Origin of the sequence: Nonomuraea solani (assembly GCF_900108335.1) — a bacterium.
Taxonomy (GTDB): domain Bacteria; phylum Actinomycetota; class Actinomycetes; order Streptosporangiales; family Streptosporangiaceae; genus Nonomuraea; species Nonomuraea solani.
In genome coordinates this window covers 20,513-35,585 of record NZ_FNVT01000043.1, presented here as the reverse complement: position 1 = coordinate 35,585, position 15,073 = coordinate 20,513, and the positions used below count along the sequence as shown (strand labels likewise).

Annotated in this window: 14 protein-coding genes; 10 read left to right on the top strand and 4 right to left on the bottom strand. The window is 69.7% G+C overall.

The annotated features are described in order from the left end of the window. Positions 1–168: 168 nt before the first annotated feature. The gene (gene rsgA / locus C4V41_RS58620) at positions 169–1,230 is read right to left on the bottom strand and encodes a ribosome small subunit-dependent GTPase A (RefSeq protein ID WP_103964711.1); all 1,062 of its coding nucleotides are present in this window, start codon (positions 1,228–1,230) and stop codon (positions 169–171) included. Between the two features lie 789 nt (positions 1,231–2,019). Continuing rightward, positions 2,020–3,306, bottom strand: a complete 1,287-nt coding sequence (gene aroA, locus C4V41_RS58615) for a 3-phosphoshikimate 1-carboxyvinyltransferase (RefSeq protein WP_103964710.1) — start codon at positions 3,304–3,306, stop codon at positions 2,020–2,022. A 645-nt stretch (positions 3,307–3,951) separates the two neighbouring features. Between aroA and C4V41_RS58610 the strand changes: the two genes are divergently transcribed. Further along, positions 3,952–4,698 (top strand): SOS response-associated peptidase, encoded by a 747-nt coding sequence (locus C4V41_RS58610; protein WP_103964709.1) that lies wholly within the window; start codon positions 3,952–3,954, stop codon positions 4,696–4,698. Positions 4,699–4,853: 155 nt separating this feature from the next. Beyond that, complete coding sequence (locus C4V41_RS58605; protein ID WP_103964708.1) at positions 4,854–5,186, top strand: TraR/DksA family transcriptional regulator; 333 nt, start codon at positions 4,854–4,856, stop codon at positions 5,184–5,186. 154 nt (positions 5,187–5,340) lie between these two features. Here the strand turns inward: C4V41_RS58605 and C4V41_RS58600 are convergent, their stop codons facing one another. Continuing rightward, the gene (locus C4V41_RS58600) at positions 5,341–6,096 is read right to left on the bottom strand and encodes a class I SAM-dependent methyltransferase (protein WP_103964707.1); all 756 of its coding nucleotides are present in this window, start codon (positions 6,094–6,096) and stop codon (positions 5,341–5,343) included. A gap of 233 nt (positions 6,097–6,329) precedes the next feature. On the opposite strand from C4V41_RS58600, the gene C4V41_RS58595 reads away from it, so the two are divergent. The 7 genes from C4V41_RS58595 to C4V41_RS58565 all read left to right on the top strand — a co-directional run bounded on the left by C4V41_RS58595 (position 6,330) and on the right by C4V41_RS58565 (position 12,781). Then, positions 6,330–6,935 carry a sigma-70 family RNA polymerase sigma factor gene (locus C4V41_RS58595; protein WP_043624264.1) on the top strand — a complete coding sequence of 202 codons (606 nt, stop codon included), beginning with the start codon at positions 6,330–6,332 and terminating at the stop codon, positions 6,933–6,935. Further along, entirely contained in the window at positions 6,932–7,198 is a 267-nt protein-coding gene (gene rsrA / locus C4V41_RS58590; protein ID WP_103964706.1) for a mycothiol system anti-sigma-R factor, read from the top strand. The genes C4V41_RS58595 and rsrA overlap by 4 nt, the downstream gene beginning before the upstream one ends. A gap of 9 nt (positions 7,199–7,207) precedes the next feature. Further along, on the top strand, positions 7,208–8,149 hold the full coding sequence (locus C4V41_RS58585; protein WP_103964705.1) for an NAD-dependent epimerase/dehydratase family protein: 942 nt from the start codon (positions 7,208–7,210) through the stop codon (positions 8,147–8,149). Between the two features lie 224 nt (positions 8,150–8,373). Then, positions 8,374–9,729, top strand: a complete 1,356-nt coding sequence (locus C4V41_RS58580; RefSeq protein ID WP_103964704.1) for an HD-GYP domain-containing protein — start codon at positions 8,374–8,376, stop codon at positions 9,727–9,729. Beyond that, positions 9,726–11,018: an HD-GYP domain-containing protein gene (locus C4V41_RS58575; RefSeq protein WP_103964703.1), complete on the top strand. Its 1,293-nt coding sequence runs from the start codon at positions 9,726–9,728 to the stop codon at positions 11,016–11,018. The genes C4V41_RS58580 and C4V41_RS58575 overlap by 4 nt, the downstream gene beginning before the upstream one ends. 153 nt (positions 11,019–11,171) lie before the next feature. Then, a complete protein-coding gene (locus tag C4V41_RS58570) occupies positions 11,172–12,527 on the top strand; it encodes an acetyl-CoA carboxylase biotin carboxylase subunit (protein WP_235031074.1) in 1,356 nt (451 codons plus the stop codon). 41 nt (positions 12,528–12,568) lie between these two features. Beyond that, positions 12,569–12,781 (top strand): biotin/lipoyl-binding carrier protein, encoded by a 213-nt coding sequence (locus tag C4V41_RS58565; RefSeq protein ID WP_146104248.1) that lies wholly within the window; start codon positions 12,569–12,571, stop codon positions 12,779–12,781. Here the strand turns inward: C4V41_RS58565 and C4V41_RS58560 are convergent. Beyond that, complete coding sequence (locus C4V41_RS58560; RefSeq protein ID WP_235031073.1) at positions 12,771–13,151, bottom strand: thioesterase family protein; 381 nt, start codon at positions 13,149–13,151, stop codon at positions 12,771–12,773. The two genes, C4V41_RS58565 and C4V41_RS58560, sit on opposite strands and share 11 nt — an antisense overlap. Positions 13,152–13,394: 243 nt before the next feature. On the opposite strand from C4V41_RS58560, the gene C4V41_RS58555 reads away from it, so the two are divergent. Continuing rightward, entirely contained in the window at positions 13,395–15,050 is a 1,656-nt protein-coding gene (locus C4V41_RS58555; protein ID WP_103964700.1) for a serine/threonine-protein kinase, read from the top strand. The last annotated feature ends 23 nt before the right edge of the window (positions 15,051–15,073 follow it).

The following is a 15,073-nucleotide window of genomic DNA, read 5'->3' as shown; positions in this document are numbered from 1 at the left end:
GCCGTCCGACGCCCCCCGGCCGTCCGACACCACCCCAGAGCATCCGGCAGTGCCCCACCCGCGTCAGTCGTCACAGTGGCTCAGGGGTCGAGGTGGTTCGGGCGTCGAGGTGGCTCAGTCGTCACAGAGGTTCGGGCGTCAAGGTGGCTCAGGGGTCGAGGTGGTGGGTCAGTCGTCAGTGTTGCGGCCTGTGGGGGTGTCGTCCGGGGTGCCCTCGCGGCTGGACAGGAGGCGGCGCAGGGACTCCAGGCGGGTGGGGTCGGCCTTGCCCTCCGCCACCAGCGCGTCCAGAGCGCAGCCGTCACCGAGGTGGGTGCAGCCCTTCGGGCAGTTGACCGTGCCCTCGATCAGATCGGGGAACGCGGCCAGCACCGTCTCCACCGACACGTGGGCCAGCCCGAAGCTGCGTACACCGGGTGTGTCGATGATCCAGCCGCCCTCCGGCAGCTCCAGCGCCACGGCCGAGGTCGAGGTGTGGCGGCCGCGGCCGGTGACGGCGTTGACCTGGGAGACCGCGCGGTTGGCGTCCGGGACCAGGGCGTTGACCAGGGTCGACTTGCCCACGCCCGAGTGGCCGACCAGAACGCTGATGCGCCCCGTCAGGTGCTCGCGCAACTCGTCGAGCGACCCGCCCTTTTGCACCACGACATGGGACACGCCCAGCGGCTCGTATAGGGCCACCAGGTCGTTGGGCGGGGCCAGGTCGGGCTTGGTGAGGCAGAGCAGGGTGTCGATCTCGGCGTCGAAGGCCGCCACCAGGATCCTGTCGATCATGCGCGGCCTGGGCGGCGGATCGGCCAGGGCGGTCACGATGACGAGCTGGTCGGCGTTGGCCACGACCGGGCGCTCGATGCCGTCGGTGTCCTCGGTGTCGTCGGCGGAACGTCGCAGCATCGACGTACGCGGCTCCACCCGTACGACCCTGGCCAGCGTGTCGGGGCGGCCGGACACGTCGCCCACCAGGGCCACCCTGTCGCCCACGACGATGCCCTTGCGGCCCAGCTCGCGGGCCTTCATGGCGACCACGAGCCGGCGCTGGGGCGCCTTGCGCTTCTGGGCCGACCCCTTGGCGCGCTCCGGCTCGACCAGCGTCGTGTAGCGGCCGCGGTCCACGGCCACCACGAAGCCTTCGACGGCGTCCTCGTGCGCAGGACGAATCCGGGTCCGAGGCCGGGAACCCTTGCCCGGTCTGACCCTGACGTCGTCCTCGTCGTATTGCCGCTTACTCAGCGGACTGCTCCCATGCGCTCGCTTCCCCTCTGGGTTCTGTGGGTACGGTGGTAATGCGGATCGAGGCGCCCGCCCGCCTGATGACGCCGGGACGTGGCGAACTCGCCTCGATCATGATGTACGCCCGTGCTTCCGTCACCCGGATCCGGGCGGGTGACGTCATGCCAGTGGATCCTCTGGTCGCCATGCGGGCAGCGTGCTATCACGCGCCGCCCTTCTCCGACGTGCCCGGCGCTTCCCGGGCGAAACCCGCCCGCGCAAGCAGACGCCCACCAACAGCACTCACACCTGGCCGCCACCCAACCCAGAACAGCGCCGCAGCGCCGCTGTGTGGCGTAGTGCCGCCCCGTGGCACAGCGCTGCCCTCTGACGCAGTGCCACCAGGCGGCACTCTGCCGCCCGGTGACGCCGCCGAGGACAGTGATTCGGTGCTGCCTGGTGACGTCACCGAGGAGAGTGATGCGATGCTGCCCGGCGACGCCGCCGCCGAGGACAGTGGCACGGTGCTGCCTGGTGACGCTGCTGAGGACAGTGATGCGGTGTCGCCCGGTGACGTCACCGAGGAGAGTGATGCTGTCCAGCCCAGTGACACTGACCGTCCCTGGCACGGGGTCCGACCACGTCCTTGGCACGGGGTCCGGTCGCAGCCGTGGCACAGGGTTCGGCTCAGGTGTTGGGATCTGCGCTGCAGACCCTGGCTTCGGCTTCGGTGCCGGCCAGGGACTCGCCTGCTGCCTCGGTCTTGGCCCCGGGCCTGGTGCTGGTGGGGATCTTGCAAGTGGGGGGTTGTCATGGGGTGTCCAGCATCGCCGTCCACATCTGTACGAACTCGGGCAGTGTCTTGGCGGTGGTGGCGATGTTCTCCACCTCGACCCCCGGCACCGCGAGGCCGATGACGGCTCCGGCCGTGGCCATGCGGTGGTCGTCGTAGCTGTGGAAGGTGCCGGCGTGCAGGGGGCGGGGGCGGATGAGGAGGCCGTCTTCGGTTTCCTCCGCGTCGCCGCCCAAGCGGTTGATCTCGGTGGCGAGTGCGGCCAGCCTGTCGGTTTCGTGGCCGCGCAGGTGGCTCACGCCACGAATGCGGCTCGGCGTGGTGGCCAGGGCCGCCAGGGCCGCGATGGCCGGGGTCAGCTCGCCCACCTCGTGGAGGTCGGCGTCGATGCCGGTGATCTCACCCGTTCCGCTGACCACCAGGTCGGTCGTCGTGCCGCCGGGCGGACGGCCGACCGTGGCGCCCATCGTGGTGAGCAGGCCGCGCAGGGCGTCGCCCGCCTGTGTGGTGTGCACCGGCCAGCCGGGGATGGTCACCGTGCCGCCCGTCACCAGGGCCGCCGCCAGGAACGGGGCCGCGTTGGACAGGTCGGGCTCGACCGTCAGGTCCCTGGCCGCGATCGGGCCCGGCTCCACGCGCCAGAGGTCGCGTTCGCTGTCGTCGACCGTGACGCCCGCGGCCCTGAGCATCTCGATGGTCATCTCGATGTGCGGCTGCGAAGGCACCGGCGGGCCCACGTGGCGGATCGTGATGCCCTTCTCGAACCGTGCCGCCGTCAGCAGCAGGCCGGAGACGAACTGCGACGAGCCCGACGCGTCGAGCGTGACCTCGCCGCCCGCCAGCGGCCCGGTGATCGTGAACGGCAGGGCGTCGTTGTCGATCCGCGCTCCCAGGGAGCGTAGGGCGTCGAGGATGGGCCCCATCGGGCGCTTGCGGGCGTGCGGGTCGCCGTCGAAGAAGACCGGGCCGTCGGCCAGGGCGGCCATCGGCGGCACGAACCGCATGACGGTGCCCGCCAGGCCGGCGTCGATGCTCGCTCCGCCGCGGATCGGCCCTGGTGTCACCTCCCAGTCGACCCCTGCGGCGCTCTCCCGGGTGGGCACCAGGGTGGCGCCCAGGGCGCGCAATGCCGACACCATCAGGTCCGCGTCGCGGCTGCGCAGCGCCTGGCGTACGACCCCTGGGCCGTCGGCGAGCGCGGCCAGGAGGAGGGCGCGGTTGGTCACCGACTTGGAGCCGGGCAGTGGGACGGTCGCGGCGACCGGGCCGGTCGCCGTGGGTGCGGGCCAGAGCGGAGCGGACATGGTCAAAGACTACTGGCCGTGGTGAGGCGGGGTCACAGCCTGTGGATAACGACTGCGGCACCCGCCGAACCTGTGGATGGAGGCAAGTGGCAGAGGGGAGGGGCCTGTCGTTGGGTCGGCGGTGGAGAACTGTGGGTGGGATGGGCGCGGCGAGGTGGGTGAAGGTGGATGGCAGCAGGGTGGGAGCAGGGTGGGAGCAGAAGAGGGTGGCTGGCAGCGTGATGGAAGCGGAAGAGGGTGGCCGGCAGCGCGATGGGACGGCAGTCAGTGGGCGAGGTGGTGACGCGAGGCGATCAGGCAGTGGTGATGAGGTGGTGGCGCGGTGTGGGGCGTCAAGGCGGTGCGCGGGGCGATAGCGCAGGGCGGCGAGGTGGGTGGTCGTAAGGCGGGCGGCTGTCCAGAGACGGGTCGACTGTTCGTGCGGTGGGGGCTGCTGGTCACGAGGTGGTCGTTCACGAGGTGGGGCGGGTGTCCGTGCGGTGGGGTGGTCGGTTGCGAGGTGGGGCGGGTGTCCGTGCGGTGGGGTGGTCGGTTGCGACGTGAGGTGGGTGTCCGTGCCGTGCCGTGGTCGTTTACGAGGTGGGGTGGGCGTTCGGTCCTTGCGGTGGATATGCGATCGAAAGCCCTACGTGGCAGTGTGGGGTCATGTGCGGTAGATACGCCTCGGCGCGCAAGAAGCACGAGCTGCTCGAGGAGTTCGAGGTCGAGCAGGACGGCGACCCCGACAAGGAGCTCGGCGCCGACTACAACGTCGCCCCGACCAAGAACGTCTACGCCGTGCTGAGCCGCGTGCCCAAGGAGGCCGAGCGGGCGGTGCGGCAGCTCAGGATCGTCAAATGGGGCCTGGTGCCGCCGTGGGCCAAGGATCCGTCGATCGGGTCGCGGCTGATCAACGCCAGGGCCGAGACGCTGGCCGAGAAGCCGTCCTTCCGGCAGGCCTTCGCCAAGCGCCGGTGCCTGCTGCCGGCCGACGGCTACTTCGAGTGGATGCCGGTCGAGGGCGAAAAGAAGAAGAAGCAGCCGTACTTCATCCACCCGGAGGACGGCGGCGTGCTGGCCATGGCGGGCCTGTACGAGTTCTGGAAAGACCCCACGCGCGATGACGACGACCCGCTCAAATGGCTCGTCACCTGCACCGTCATCACCACCGACGCCGAAGACCACCTTGGCCGCATCCACGACAGGATGCCCATGATGATCGAGCGGGAGCGCTGGGCCGAGTGGCTCGACCCCAAGCTGACCGACACCGAGGACGCCGCCCAGCTGCTGGTGCCCGCCGAGTCGGGGCGGCTCACGGCGTACACGGTCTCCACGGATGTGAACAATGTCCGAAACAATGGCCCCGACCTCATCAAACCGCAACCAGATGAGGAGGAAACCGCGCTTTTCTAAAGGTGTAAGAGGCGCGGTAAGTGGGCATCCGGTGAGGAAAGCGATGCATCCGTTTACTCGGTGTCACCGCCAAGAATGCCCCTTAATTGCACCGGGCGGGACATCCGGGGAGTCCTAGCTGCGGGTTGCCCTCTTTTACCCGGAGGTGCGGATTCGTGGACGTCACGACCGCTCGTGAGCGGCTGGAAGACATGCTCGTGGAGCTGGATCGCTCGATCGGAGTCCTTCAAGGCGACCCCGTCGCCGTACGTGAGCACTCGGCGGCCGACGCGGGCGCGGACCTTACCGACAACGACCGTGCCCAGGCCATGCTGACCGTGGCCACCACGCAGCGGCGCGCGGTGATCGAGGCGATCAAGCGCGTCGACGAAGGTGTGTACGGCAGGTGCGTCGACTGCGGCAGACCGGTGCCGGAGGGCCGTCTGGAGGCCCGTCCGGAGGCCGCGCGCTGCGTCCAGTGCCAGGGCAAGCAGGAACGCCGCCGCTGAGAGCGCGCACGCCGCCGGACACGAAGAACGGCGGCGCACTCTCTCAACGGGTCAACAGATGCCGAAAAATCCGGACATCTGTTTCGGGCTATGGACGGCCGGAATTCGAGGAATGGCCGGTGTACGTACGGCCGGAATCGAAGGAATCACCGTTTCATGCATGGCCGGAATTCGTTTTGCGGACACTGGCCACGAGGTGGATCCCGACCGTGTCGTCGTCGTTCGGGTGGGCCTCGAGCTCCGTGCGTACCAGATAGTTCAGCGCGCGCGAGTCCGACCCGAGCACGTGGTCCACCGTGGACGGCGACAGCACGGTACGCGGCCGCATCCACTCCACCTCCAGGCCCGCGCCCATCAGCAGCTCGCGCAACTGGCCGCTGCTGAAGCACCGCGTGATGCTGCCGTCCGGCCACGGCACCAGCATGACCTCACCGGTCTGCCGCAGGTGCTGCCACTGCTCCTGCTCGGCCAGGATCGCCATGCCCAGCACCAGCGAGTCGACGCACACCAGAGCGCGCCCGCCGGGCTTCAGCACCCTGGCCACGTCGTTCATCGCCGACTCCGCCATCAGCTCGATCGACATCGCCCGCTCCTCGGCGAGCACCGCGTCGACGCTCGCGTCGGGCAGGAAAGACAGGTCGTCGGCGCGTACGTGCTTGACCCTGTCGGCGTCACGCAGCCGGGACTGCGCGTCGACGGTGCGGCGGAAGTCGAGCACCTCGATCACCCGGTGCCCCGCCCTGGCCGCCTGGCCGGACCAGCGCCCGCGGCCGCCGGAAAGATCGAGGATCACGGACGGTTCGGCGGGAAGCCATCGGTTGAGTTGTTCGGCGGCGACGGCGCGGTAGAAGGTCCAGTACGGCCCGAGCGTCCCTGAGCCGTTCAGTTCCTCGGCCGGAATGGGCAGCACACGCGACTCCTGGGTTCCGGAAAAAGGGCTACCAGCCGGTACGTATGACGTTCCCCGCACCGGGTCCTTCGTACCTTCTATCTTGCGGGAACAGACAAGGGCGCGGGCGTGTTGCGACGAGCATGCTCACATTGGTAGAACCCCGGCCCGCTGACCGACAGGTCACGGGCCAGCGGGTATCCTCCCCTGAGTACGGTGTTCCGCCACAGCCGGCCACCGGTGATCTTAGGGGGGTGGGTCCGGTGCCCGCGACAGGCGCGGAGACGCTGGAGCAGCGAAGCGAGCGATTCGAGCGCGACGTCATGCCGTATCTCGAACAGCTCTATTCCGCCGCGCTCCGGATGACCCGAAATCCAGCGGACGCGGAGGACCTGCTTCAGGAGACCTTCGCCAAGGCGTTCGCCTCCTTCCATCAGTTCCAGCAGGGCACCAACCTCAAGGCGTGGCTCTACCGGATCCTGACCAACACCTTCATCAACAGCTACCGCAAGAAGCAGCGTGAGCCGAAGCAGTCGGGCACCGAGGAGATCGAGGACTGGCAGCTCGCGCGGGCCGAGTCCCACACCTCCAGCGGCCTGAAGTCGGCCGAGGTCGAAGCCCTTGAGCACCTGCCCGACGGTGACATCAAGCAGGCGCTCGCGGCCCTGCCCGAAGAGTTCAGGATCGCGGTCTACCTGGCCGATGTGGAAGGCTTCCCCTATAAGGAGATCGCCGACATCATGGGCACTCCGATCGGCACCGTGATGTCGAGGCTGCACAGGGGACGCAGGCAGCTCCGAGGCCTCCTTGAGGACTATGCTCGCGAGCGTGGCCTGGTCCCGGCGGAGGGATCGAAATGAGCTGTGGCAACCCGCACGACACCGACTGTCGTGAAGTGCTTGACATGGTCTACGCCTATCTCGACGGCGAGCTGACCGAGAATCACGTGGTCGACATCCGGGTGCACCTCGACGAGTGCAGCCCGTGCCTGAAGGAATACGATCTCGACAAAGCGGTCAAGGCGCTCGTGGCCAAGCACTGCGGCTGCGACCCGATCCCGGCCGACCTGCGCTCCAAGGTGCTGGCCAGGATCGCGCAAGTGCGGTCGGAGCTGGCCGACTAGGATTCACCCATGCGCGTCTTGGTCACCGGGGGTGCCGGGTTCATCGGTTCGAATCTCGTCGATCGCCTGCTGGCCGACGGGCACGAGGTGCACGTCGTCGACGACCTCTCCTCCGGCCGCAGGGACAACCTGGCCCAGGCGGGCACCCATGACCGGTTCGGCCTGCACGAGCTGGACGTCCGCGACCCGGCGCTGGCCGGGCTGATGTCCGAGCTGCAGCCTGAGGTCGTCTGCCATCTGGCCGCCCAGATCAGCGTGCGCAAGAGCGTCGCCGACCCGGTGCACGACGCCGGCGTCAACGTCGGTGGCACGACCTCCGTGCTCGCGGCCGCCCGTGAGGGGCGCGTGCGCAAGGTGGTGTTCGCCTCGTCGGTGGCCGTCTACGGCCGCCCCGTGACGATCCCGGTGGGGGCGGACGCCGCCACCGACCCGCGCTCGCCGTACGCCGCCTCGAAGCTCAGCGGCGAGGTCTACCTCGCCGCCTTCCGCGCGCTGCACGGCATCGAATACACCACGCTGGTGCTCTCCAACGTCTACGGCCCGCGCCAGTCGCCCGAGGGCGAGGCCGGCGTCGTCGCGATCTTCACCGACGCCCTGCTCAGCGGCACGCCCACGGTCCTCTATGGCGACGGCACCCAGACCCGCGACTACATCTACGTCGATGACGTGGTCGACGGCTTCGTCAAGGCGTGCGGCCCGCAGGGCGACGGGCGCAGGTTCAACCTCGGCACCGGCATCCAGACCACCGACCGCAGGCTGCACGCGCTGATCGCCGACGCGGCGGGCGCGCAGGACAAGCCCGGCTTCGCGCCGCCGCGCCTCGGCGACCTGCCCGCCATGGCGGTCGACCCGGTGCCCGCGCACGACGGGCTCGGCTGGCAGCCGCGCACCGACCTGCCGGCCGGGATCAAGAACACCGTCGAATGGGCCGGATCGCGTCGCGGCAAGTAGTTGCTTGATTACGCTTTGCTTGCGATTTCCGACTCCGCCCATACGGCCACGTCGTCTTCTGTAGCGTGAACCCCAGAAGTCGACGTGGAGGCGTTTGGATGTTGAAGGCTATGGTCGCCCGGCTGCTCACGGCCATCGTGCTGATCACTCCGGTGGTCATGCTGATCGGCGGCGGAGTGGTTCCTCCCGGGGTGTCCTGGACCTGAACACCGTAGGGGGCCGCAATGCGTGATCTGCCGTGGCCCGCAAGGGTCTATCTGGTCGCTGTGAGCTGCGCGGCGGCCGCTCTCATCGTCCGCGGCGTGCTCGCCCCGGACATGCCCGTGGCCACGGGGGATCTCGACATCCTCCTGGTGCTCGCGCTGCTGTTCCTGGTGTGCGAGTCGATGCCGACGCTGCTCAACGTGGAGCAGTTCGCGGTGTCGGTCAGCTTCTCGGCCTCGCTCGCGGCCGTGGTGCTGCTCGGGCCCGAGGGCGCGGCCCTGGTGGGGCTCACCGCCGTCCTGAGCGTGCGGCCGGGGCTGCCGCTGATCAAACGGCTCTTCAACGGCGCCCAGTTCGCCATCTGCGGCTACGTGGCCGGGCGCGTCTATGTGGCGCTCAACGGTGAGGTGGGCGTGCCGCAGGTCAACGCGTTCGACGACCTGATCGGCCCCTACGCCGCGGCGACCGCCGTGTTCGTACCGCTCAACATCGCGCTCACGCTCACCATGATCGGGCTGGCCACCAAGGTGCGGGCCACCGAGGTGCCGATGCGGGGAATGACGCAGTTCCTGCTGTCCTATCTCGGCTACGGCACGTTCGGGCTGCTCGTGGCGGGGCTCTGGGCCACCGTGGCGTCGATCTCGGCGGTGCTGGTGCTGCTGCCGCTGTTCGTGGCGCGCTGGGCATTCGGGCAGTATCACGCGCAGCAGCGCTCCTACGACGCCACCATCGCCGCGCTCTGCCAGGCGGTGGAGACCAAGGACTACTACACCCGGGGCCACTGCACGCGCGTGTCGCTCGCCTCGTCCATGATCGCCGACGAGATCGGCATGGGCCCGGGGCGCGTGCGCGCCATCCGCTACGCGGGCATGTTGCACGACGTCGGCAAGCTCGGCGTGCCCACCAAGGTGCTGCAGAAGGACGGGCCGCTCACCGAGGAGGAGTTCGCCGCGATCCAGCTTCATCCGATGCGCGGGCTGGAGATCGTCCGCGGCATCGGCTTCCTCGACGAGGCATATGCCGGGATCATGCACCACCACGAGAAGCACGACGGCACCGGCTACCCGATGGGGCTGGCCGGTGACGAGATCCCCGAGTTCGCCAAGGTGATCGCGGTGGCCGACGCGTTCGACTCGATGACCTCCGACCGCTCCTACCGGGGCGCCAGGCCCGTCCCCGTGGCCGTGGAGGAGCTGCGCAAGAGCGCGGGCACCCATTTCGACCCCATGATGGTCGCGGCCTTCATCCGGGCGCTGGAGCGCGATCCGTGGCAGCCGCCGCGCCGCGTCGATCCGCCGCCGCCCGAGGCCGACGAGACGCCGATCAAGGACCACGACGACCCGACCATGCCGATCCAGGTCGTGACCGGGCAATGATCACTACTGAGCGCGCCAGGCGTACCGAGCGACCCATCAACACGGTCCTGCGCAGGCTCGACTCCGGGCAGCTGCTGCTCATCTGCGCGGCGGGCCTCGTCGCGCTCGCGGGCGTGGCGCACACGGCCGCCGTCGGGCTCGACCGTACGGAGATCGCGGTCGGGTTCGGGGCGTTGATCGCGGTCGGCGAGCTGGCCAGGCTCACCATGCCGGGCAACAGGGAGGTCGCGCCCATCGGCGCCGCCGCCGCGCTCGGCTACACGCTGCTGCTCGACCTCAGCCAGAACCAGCTCCGCCACTCCGCGCTGCAGGTCGTGGCCGTGATCGCCGTCGGCATGGTCGCGGGCGCGCTGCCGCACCTGGCCGTGGGCCGGCCGCCGCGCCTCGACGCGATGGCCAGGCGGCTGCTCACCGGCGCGCTGCTGGCCTTCGCGTTCCGGCCGCTGGCCGATCCGCTCTACAAACTCACTCAAGCGCCGACCAAGACCTGGTGGCCGGCGCTCGCGGTGATGGTCGCGCTCATCGCGATCAGCCTGATGATCGACGTGCTGATCGCCGCGCTGCTGCGGGCCGAGCAGGTGCGCACCGCGTTCCGGGTCGCCGTGCGCGACGAGATCAACATGGCCTTCCCGCTGGGCGCCGCGGTGGCCTCGTCGGGCGTGCTGCTCGCGCTGGCCACGCACAGCATGGACCTGGTCGCGCTGCTGGTGTTCGCGGCGCCGCTGCTGGTCACGCAGGTGGCCTTCCGCAAATATGCCGGGATCCGCGCGACCTACCTGCAGACCGTACGCGCTCTGTCGCGGGTGACCGAGGTCGGCGGCTACGTCGAGCCGGGGCACTCGCGCCGGGTGAGCCGCCTGGCCGTGGCGATCGGCCGCGAGCTGGGCATGGCCGAGCCCGAGCTGCTCGAACTCGAGTACGCCGCGCTGATGCACGACATCGGCCAGCTCTCGCTGCGCGACCCGATCCCCGGCGGGGCCACCGTGCTGACCGAGCCCGAGCAGGCGCGCCGGATCGCGGAGCTGGGGGCCGAGGTGATCAGGCAGACGGGGGTGCTGGACCGGGTGGCCGAGGTGGTCAGGCGGCAGTGCGACCCGATCACCGACGACCCGCCGCTGTCGAGCCGCATCATCAAGGTGGCCAACGCCTACGATGACCTGGTCGGGCCCTCGACGGACCGTGATCGTGGCGGTGCGGCGCTGGAGCGCGTGCGAGTGACCACGGGCGGCGCGTACGACCCGCACGCGGTCGAGGCCCTGGCCCGCGTGATCGACCGCGGCCGCGTCTAAGGCTTCGGCGGCCGCGTGCGGGCTCTACAGTGAGCGGGGCGTCTTCCGCGTTTCCCGTCGCTCACTTTTGTGGGGTTCCTACAGATCGTGCTCGCCGGATCGGTGGTTTCGGGGGAAAGGGGTCGACCCCATCGCGGCCATAGGGTGGTCGGCGTGCTTACTGAGACGCTCGGACCCGTTCTGATCGCCAACCGAGGGGAGATCGCGCGGCGGATCATCCGCACGGTCAAGCGGCTGGGCCTGCGCGCCGTCGCCGTGCACTCCGAGGCCGACGCCGACCTGCCGTTCGTGCGCGAGGCCGACGAGGCGGTGCTGATCGGCCCGGCCAACCCCGCGCAGAGCTACCTCGACATCGACAAGGTGCTGGAGGCGGCGCGGGCGACCGGAGCGAAGGCGGTCCACCCGGGATACGGCTTCCTCGCGGAGAACGCCGCGTTCGCCAGGGCCGTGATCGACGCCGGCATGGTCTGGATCGGGCCCGCGCCCGAGTCCATCGACCGGATGGGCGACAAGATCAACGCCAGGAACCTCATGGAGGCCGCCGGCGTACCGGTCGCCGCGGGCACCCGCGAGCCGGTCACCGACCTGTCGCTGGCGCTGCGGGCCGCCGAGGGCATCGGCTACCCGGTCATGGTCAAGACCGCGGGCGGCGGCGGTGGCATCGGCATGAGCGTGGCCCACGACGACGAGGGCCTGGCCAAGGCGTACGAGCAGGCGGCCAGGGCGGCCGCCAGGTTCTCCGGCGACGCGCTCGACGGCCCCGCCGTGCTGCTTGAGCGCTACATCGAGCGGGCCCGCCACGTCGAGGTGCAGATCCTCGGCCTGCCCGACGGCCGGGTCGTGGCGCTGGGCGAGCGCGACTGCTCCGTGCAGCGCCGCCACCAGAAGGTCGTCGAGGAGTCCCCGTCGCCCGGCATCACGCCCGAGCTGCGCGAGCGCATGCTGGCCGCCGCCGCGCGGGCCGGCGAGGCCGTCGGCTACCTGGGCGCGGGCACGGTCGAGTGCCTGGTCGACGCCGACAAGCAGGACTTCGTGTTCCTGGAGATGAACACCAGGCTCCAGGTGGAACACCCGGTCACCGAGCTGGTCACCGGCCTCGACCTGGTCGAGCTACAGCTGCGCGTGGCCGCGGGGGAGAGCCCGGACGTGGCCGCCGAGCCGCGGGGGCACGCGATCGAGTTCCGCGTCTACGCCGAGGACCCCAAGCGCTTCTTCCCCGGCCCTGGCACGATCACGGTGTGGGACGAGCCGACCGGCGAGGGCGTACGCGTCGACTCGGGCTACGAGTCGGGCAACACCGTCACGCCGTTCTACGACCCGCTGATGGCCAAGCTGTGCGTCCATGGCGCCGACCGGGCCGACGCGCTGGAGAAGGGCCGTAAGGCGGTCGCGGAGTTCGCCGTCGAGGGCCCCAAGAACAATTTGGCCTTCTGTGCCGAGCTGCTGGAGAACGCGGAGTTCACCACCGGCGACTACGACACCGGCCTGGTCGCGCGCATGCGCGCCTAGCCCGCATGAGATTGTTGGATCATTGAAAGAGGGGAGTCCCGGTGGCTGAGGTACGCGCTGAGATGGTGGCGAACGTGTGGAAGGTCGTCGTCAAGGAGGGCGAGACCGTTTCCGATGGCGACACGCTGGTCATCCTCGAGTCGATGAAGATGGAGATCCCCGTGCTCGCCGAGGACGACGGCACGGTGGTCCAGCTCAAGGTGTCCGAGGGCGACGTGATCCAGGAAGGTGACCTGATCGCCGTCATCGAGTAGCGCGGGCGAGGAACGTGGCGCGATCGACCACCACGCGCTCGATCGTGCCCTTGCCCACGACGCCGTGCTTGTCGTGCGCCTCGAACGCGAAGACCAGCCGCCGGCCGTCGACCTCGGTCAGCTCCACGCCGATCTGGACGTGCGTGCCGAGCGGGCTGGCGGCCGTGTGGTCGAGCTCGACCCGGGTGCCGACGGACGTCTCGCCCGGCGCGAGGTGCTTGTCGATGGCGCGTACGGTCGCCGCCTCGGCCAGCGCCAGCAACCGGGGCGTGGCCAGCACCGGCACGTCTCCGCTGCCTATTTTCTTGGCCGTGTCCTCCATCTCGACCATGATGATCAATTGGGCGCGGAGACCAGATGCGAGCGTCATGAGATCACGGTACTAAGCCCGCCCCCCAGACGTTGACTTCCGGGAAACGCGGACAAGTGCGGCAGTAAGGCCTCAAGATAGGGTTTGTACGGCTTGAGGCATTTGAGTGGCATGTGGGACAGGTGAGTCGTACACTCTCTGAGTTCCGTGACCACTGTGTTACCTCACCGCGACAAAAGTTCGCTTTGTTGGAGAACCGCGGGGTGGGAGAGGTTACGGACGTAGGGGGGTAGCGGGGGAATCATGGTGGCCCAAGGGACAACACTGGCGGGGCGGTATCGGCTGGATACCCGCATCGGCGCCGGTGGCATGGGCGAGGTGTGGCGCGGCGAGGATATCGTCCTGGCCCGCACCGTCGCCGTCAAAGTGCTGCTCCCAGGCCGTATGGAGGACCCCGGGTTCGTCGCTCGCTTCCAGGGGGAAGCGCGGGCGATGGCCACGATCAACCACTCCGGCGTCGTCGACGTCTACGACTACGGCGTCAGCGGCGACACCGTCTACCTGGTGATGAAGTTCGTCGACGGCGAACCGCTCGACCGGCTGCTGGCCAGGCTGGGCAGGATCCCGCCGCAGGCCGCCATGGAGCTCATCGCGCAGGCCGCGTCGGCGCTGCAGGCCGTGCACGACCGGGGCATCGTCCACCGAGACGTCAAACCGGGCAACCTGCTCGTCCAGCGGGACGGCACGCTCGTGCTGACCGACTTCGGCATCGCGCGCTCCGACGTCGCCAACCGGCTCACCGACGCGGGCATGGTGCTGGGCACCGCCGCCTACTGCGCTCCCGAGCAGGCCGAAGGCGCGCCCGTCACGCCCGCCGTGGACATCTACGCGCTCGGCGTGGTGGCGTACGAGTGCCTGGTGGGCCAGCGGCCGTTCGACGGCGACAGCGCGGTCACGATCGCGCTCAAGCACATCCGCGAGGCTCCGCCGCCGCTGCCGCAGGACATTCCGCCACCGGTGCGCACCCTGGTGGAGATCGCCCTGTCGAAGGACCCGGCCAGGCGTTACCCGAGCGCCCGGGCGATGAGCGAGGCCGCCCGCGCGATCGCCAACGGCCAGGCGCCCGCCCCTGCCCCGGTCCAGGAGCAGCAGCCGTCGCCGGCCACCGGCGCCACGATGGCCCCGCCGCCCGAGGCGTACCAGCACCAGCACCCGCAGCACCAGTACCAGGGAAATCAGCACGACTCCGGGCCCTACCACACGGGCGCCCGGATGGCCCACGAGAACACCACGATCTCCGAGCGGAGCGGCGGCGGAAGCCGGCGCGCGGCCAAGGCGCCGCGCAGGACCGGCCTGGTCGCGGGCATCGCCGCCGCCGTCGTCCTCGGCGCGGGCGCGACCGCGGTCGCCTTAACCGGCATAGATCTCAACCTGCAGCCGACGCCGACCGTCAGCACCGACAAGCAGGGCAACGAGTCGCCCGTGGCCGAGCCGAAGACGACGAAGCCCAAGCCGACGATGACCAAGCCGAAGCCGACGACGACGAAGCCGCTTCCGACGGTGAGCGAGGAGCCTGAGCCCACGGTCACCGAGAAGGAGACCGAAGAGCCGGACGAGACGACGTCGCCCACGCCCACGACCCCCACGAAGACCCCGACGAAGTCGCCGTCCCCCAGCAGCAGCCCCACGCCGACGGTGAAGAAGGTCCAGGTGCCCACCGTGGTCGGCAGGCCGTTCCTGGAGGGCCAGGAGATGGTCGAGGTGGCGGGTTTCCAGGTGCGCGTCGAGGACCGGACCACCACCACCAACGGCATGAGCTGCGGCAAGATCAGCCAGACCTTGCCCAAGGGCGGGACCCTGCTCGAGGTGAACAAGCCGGTCAAGCTGATCGTCGTCGACGGCGTCTGCTCGGACGCGAGCTCGAATCCCACCCAGAGCCCCACGACCAACAAGGGTTAGGCCCGTTTCCCGGCGGAAACGGG

What these genes read in the sequence shown, in the direction of transcription:
- aroA (WP_103964710.1), bottom strand. Translation starts at nt 3,306, where the DNA reads ATGTCCGCTCCGCTCTGGCCCGCACCCACGGCGACCGGCCCGGTCGCC.
- C4V41_RS58610 (WP_103964709.1), top strand. Translation starts at nt 3,952, where the DNA reads ATGTGCGGTAGATACGCCTCGGCGCGCAAGAAGCACGAGCTGCTCGAG.
- rsrA (WP_103964706.1), top strand. Translation starts at nt 6,932, where the DNA reads ATGAGCTGTGGCAACCCGCACGACACCGACTGTCGTGAAGTGCTTGAC.
- C4V41_RS58585 (WP_103964705.1), top strand. Translation starts at nt 7,208, where the DNA reads ATGCGCGTCTTGGTCACCGGGGGTGCCGGGTTCATCGGTTCGAATCTC.
- C4V41_RS58580 (WP_103964704.1), top strand. Translation starts at nt 8,374, where the DNA reads ATGCGTGATCTGCCGTGGCCCGCAAGGGTCTATCTGGTCGCTGTGAGC.
- C4V41_RS58575 (WP_103964703.1), top strand. Translation starts at nt 9,726, where the DNA reads ATGATCACTACTGAGCGCGCCAGGCGTACCGAGCGACCCATCAACACG.
- C4V41_RS58560 (WP_235031073.1), bottom strand. Translation starts at nt 13,151, where the DNA reads ATGACGCTCGCATCTGGTCTCCGCGCCCAATTGATCATCATGGTCGAG.
- C4V41_RS58555 (WP_103964700.1), top strand. Translation starts at nt 13,395, where the DNA reads ATGGTGGCCCAAGGGACAACACTGGCGGGGCGGTATCGGCTGGATACC.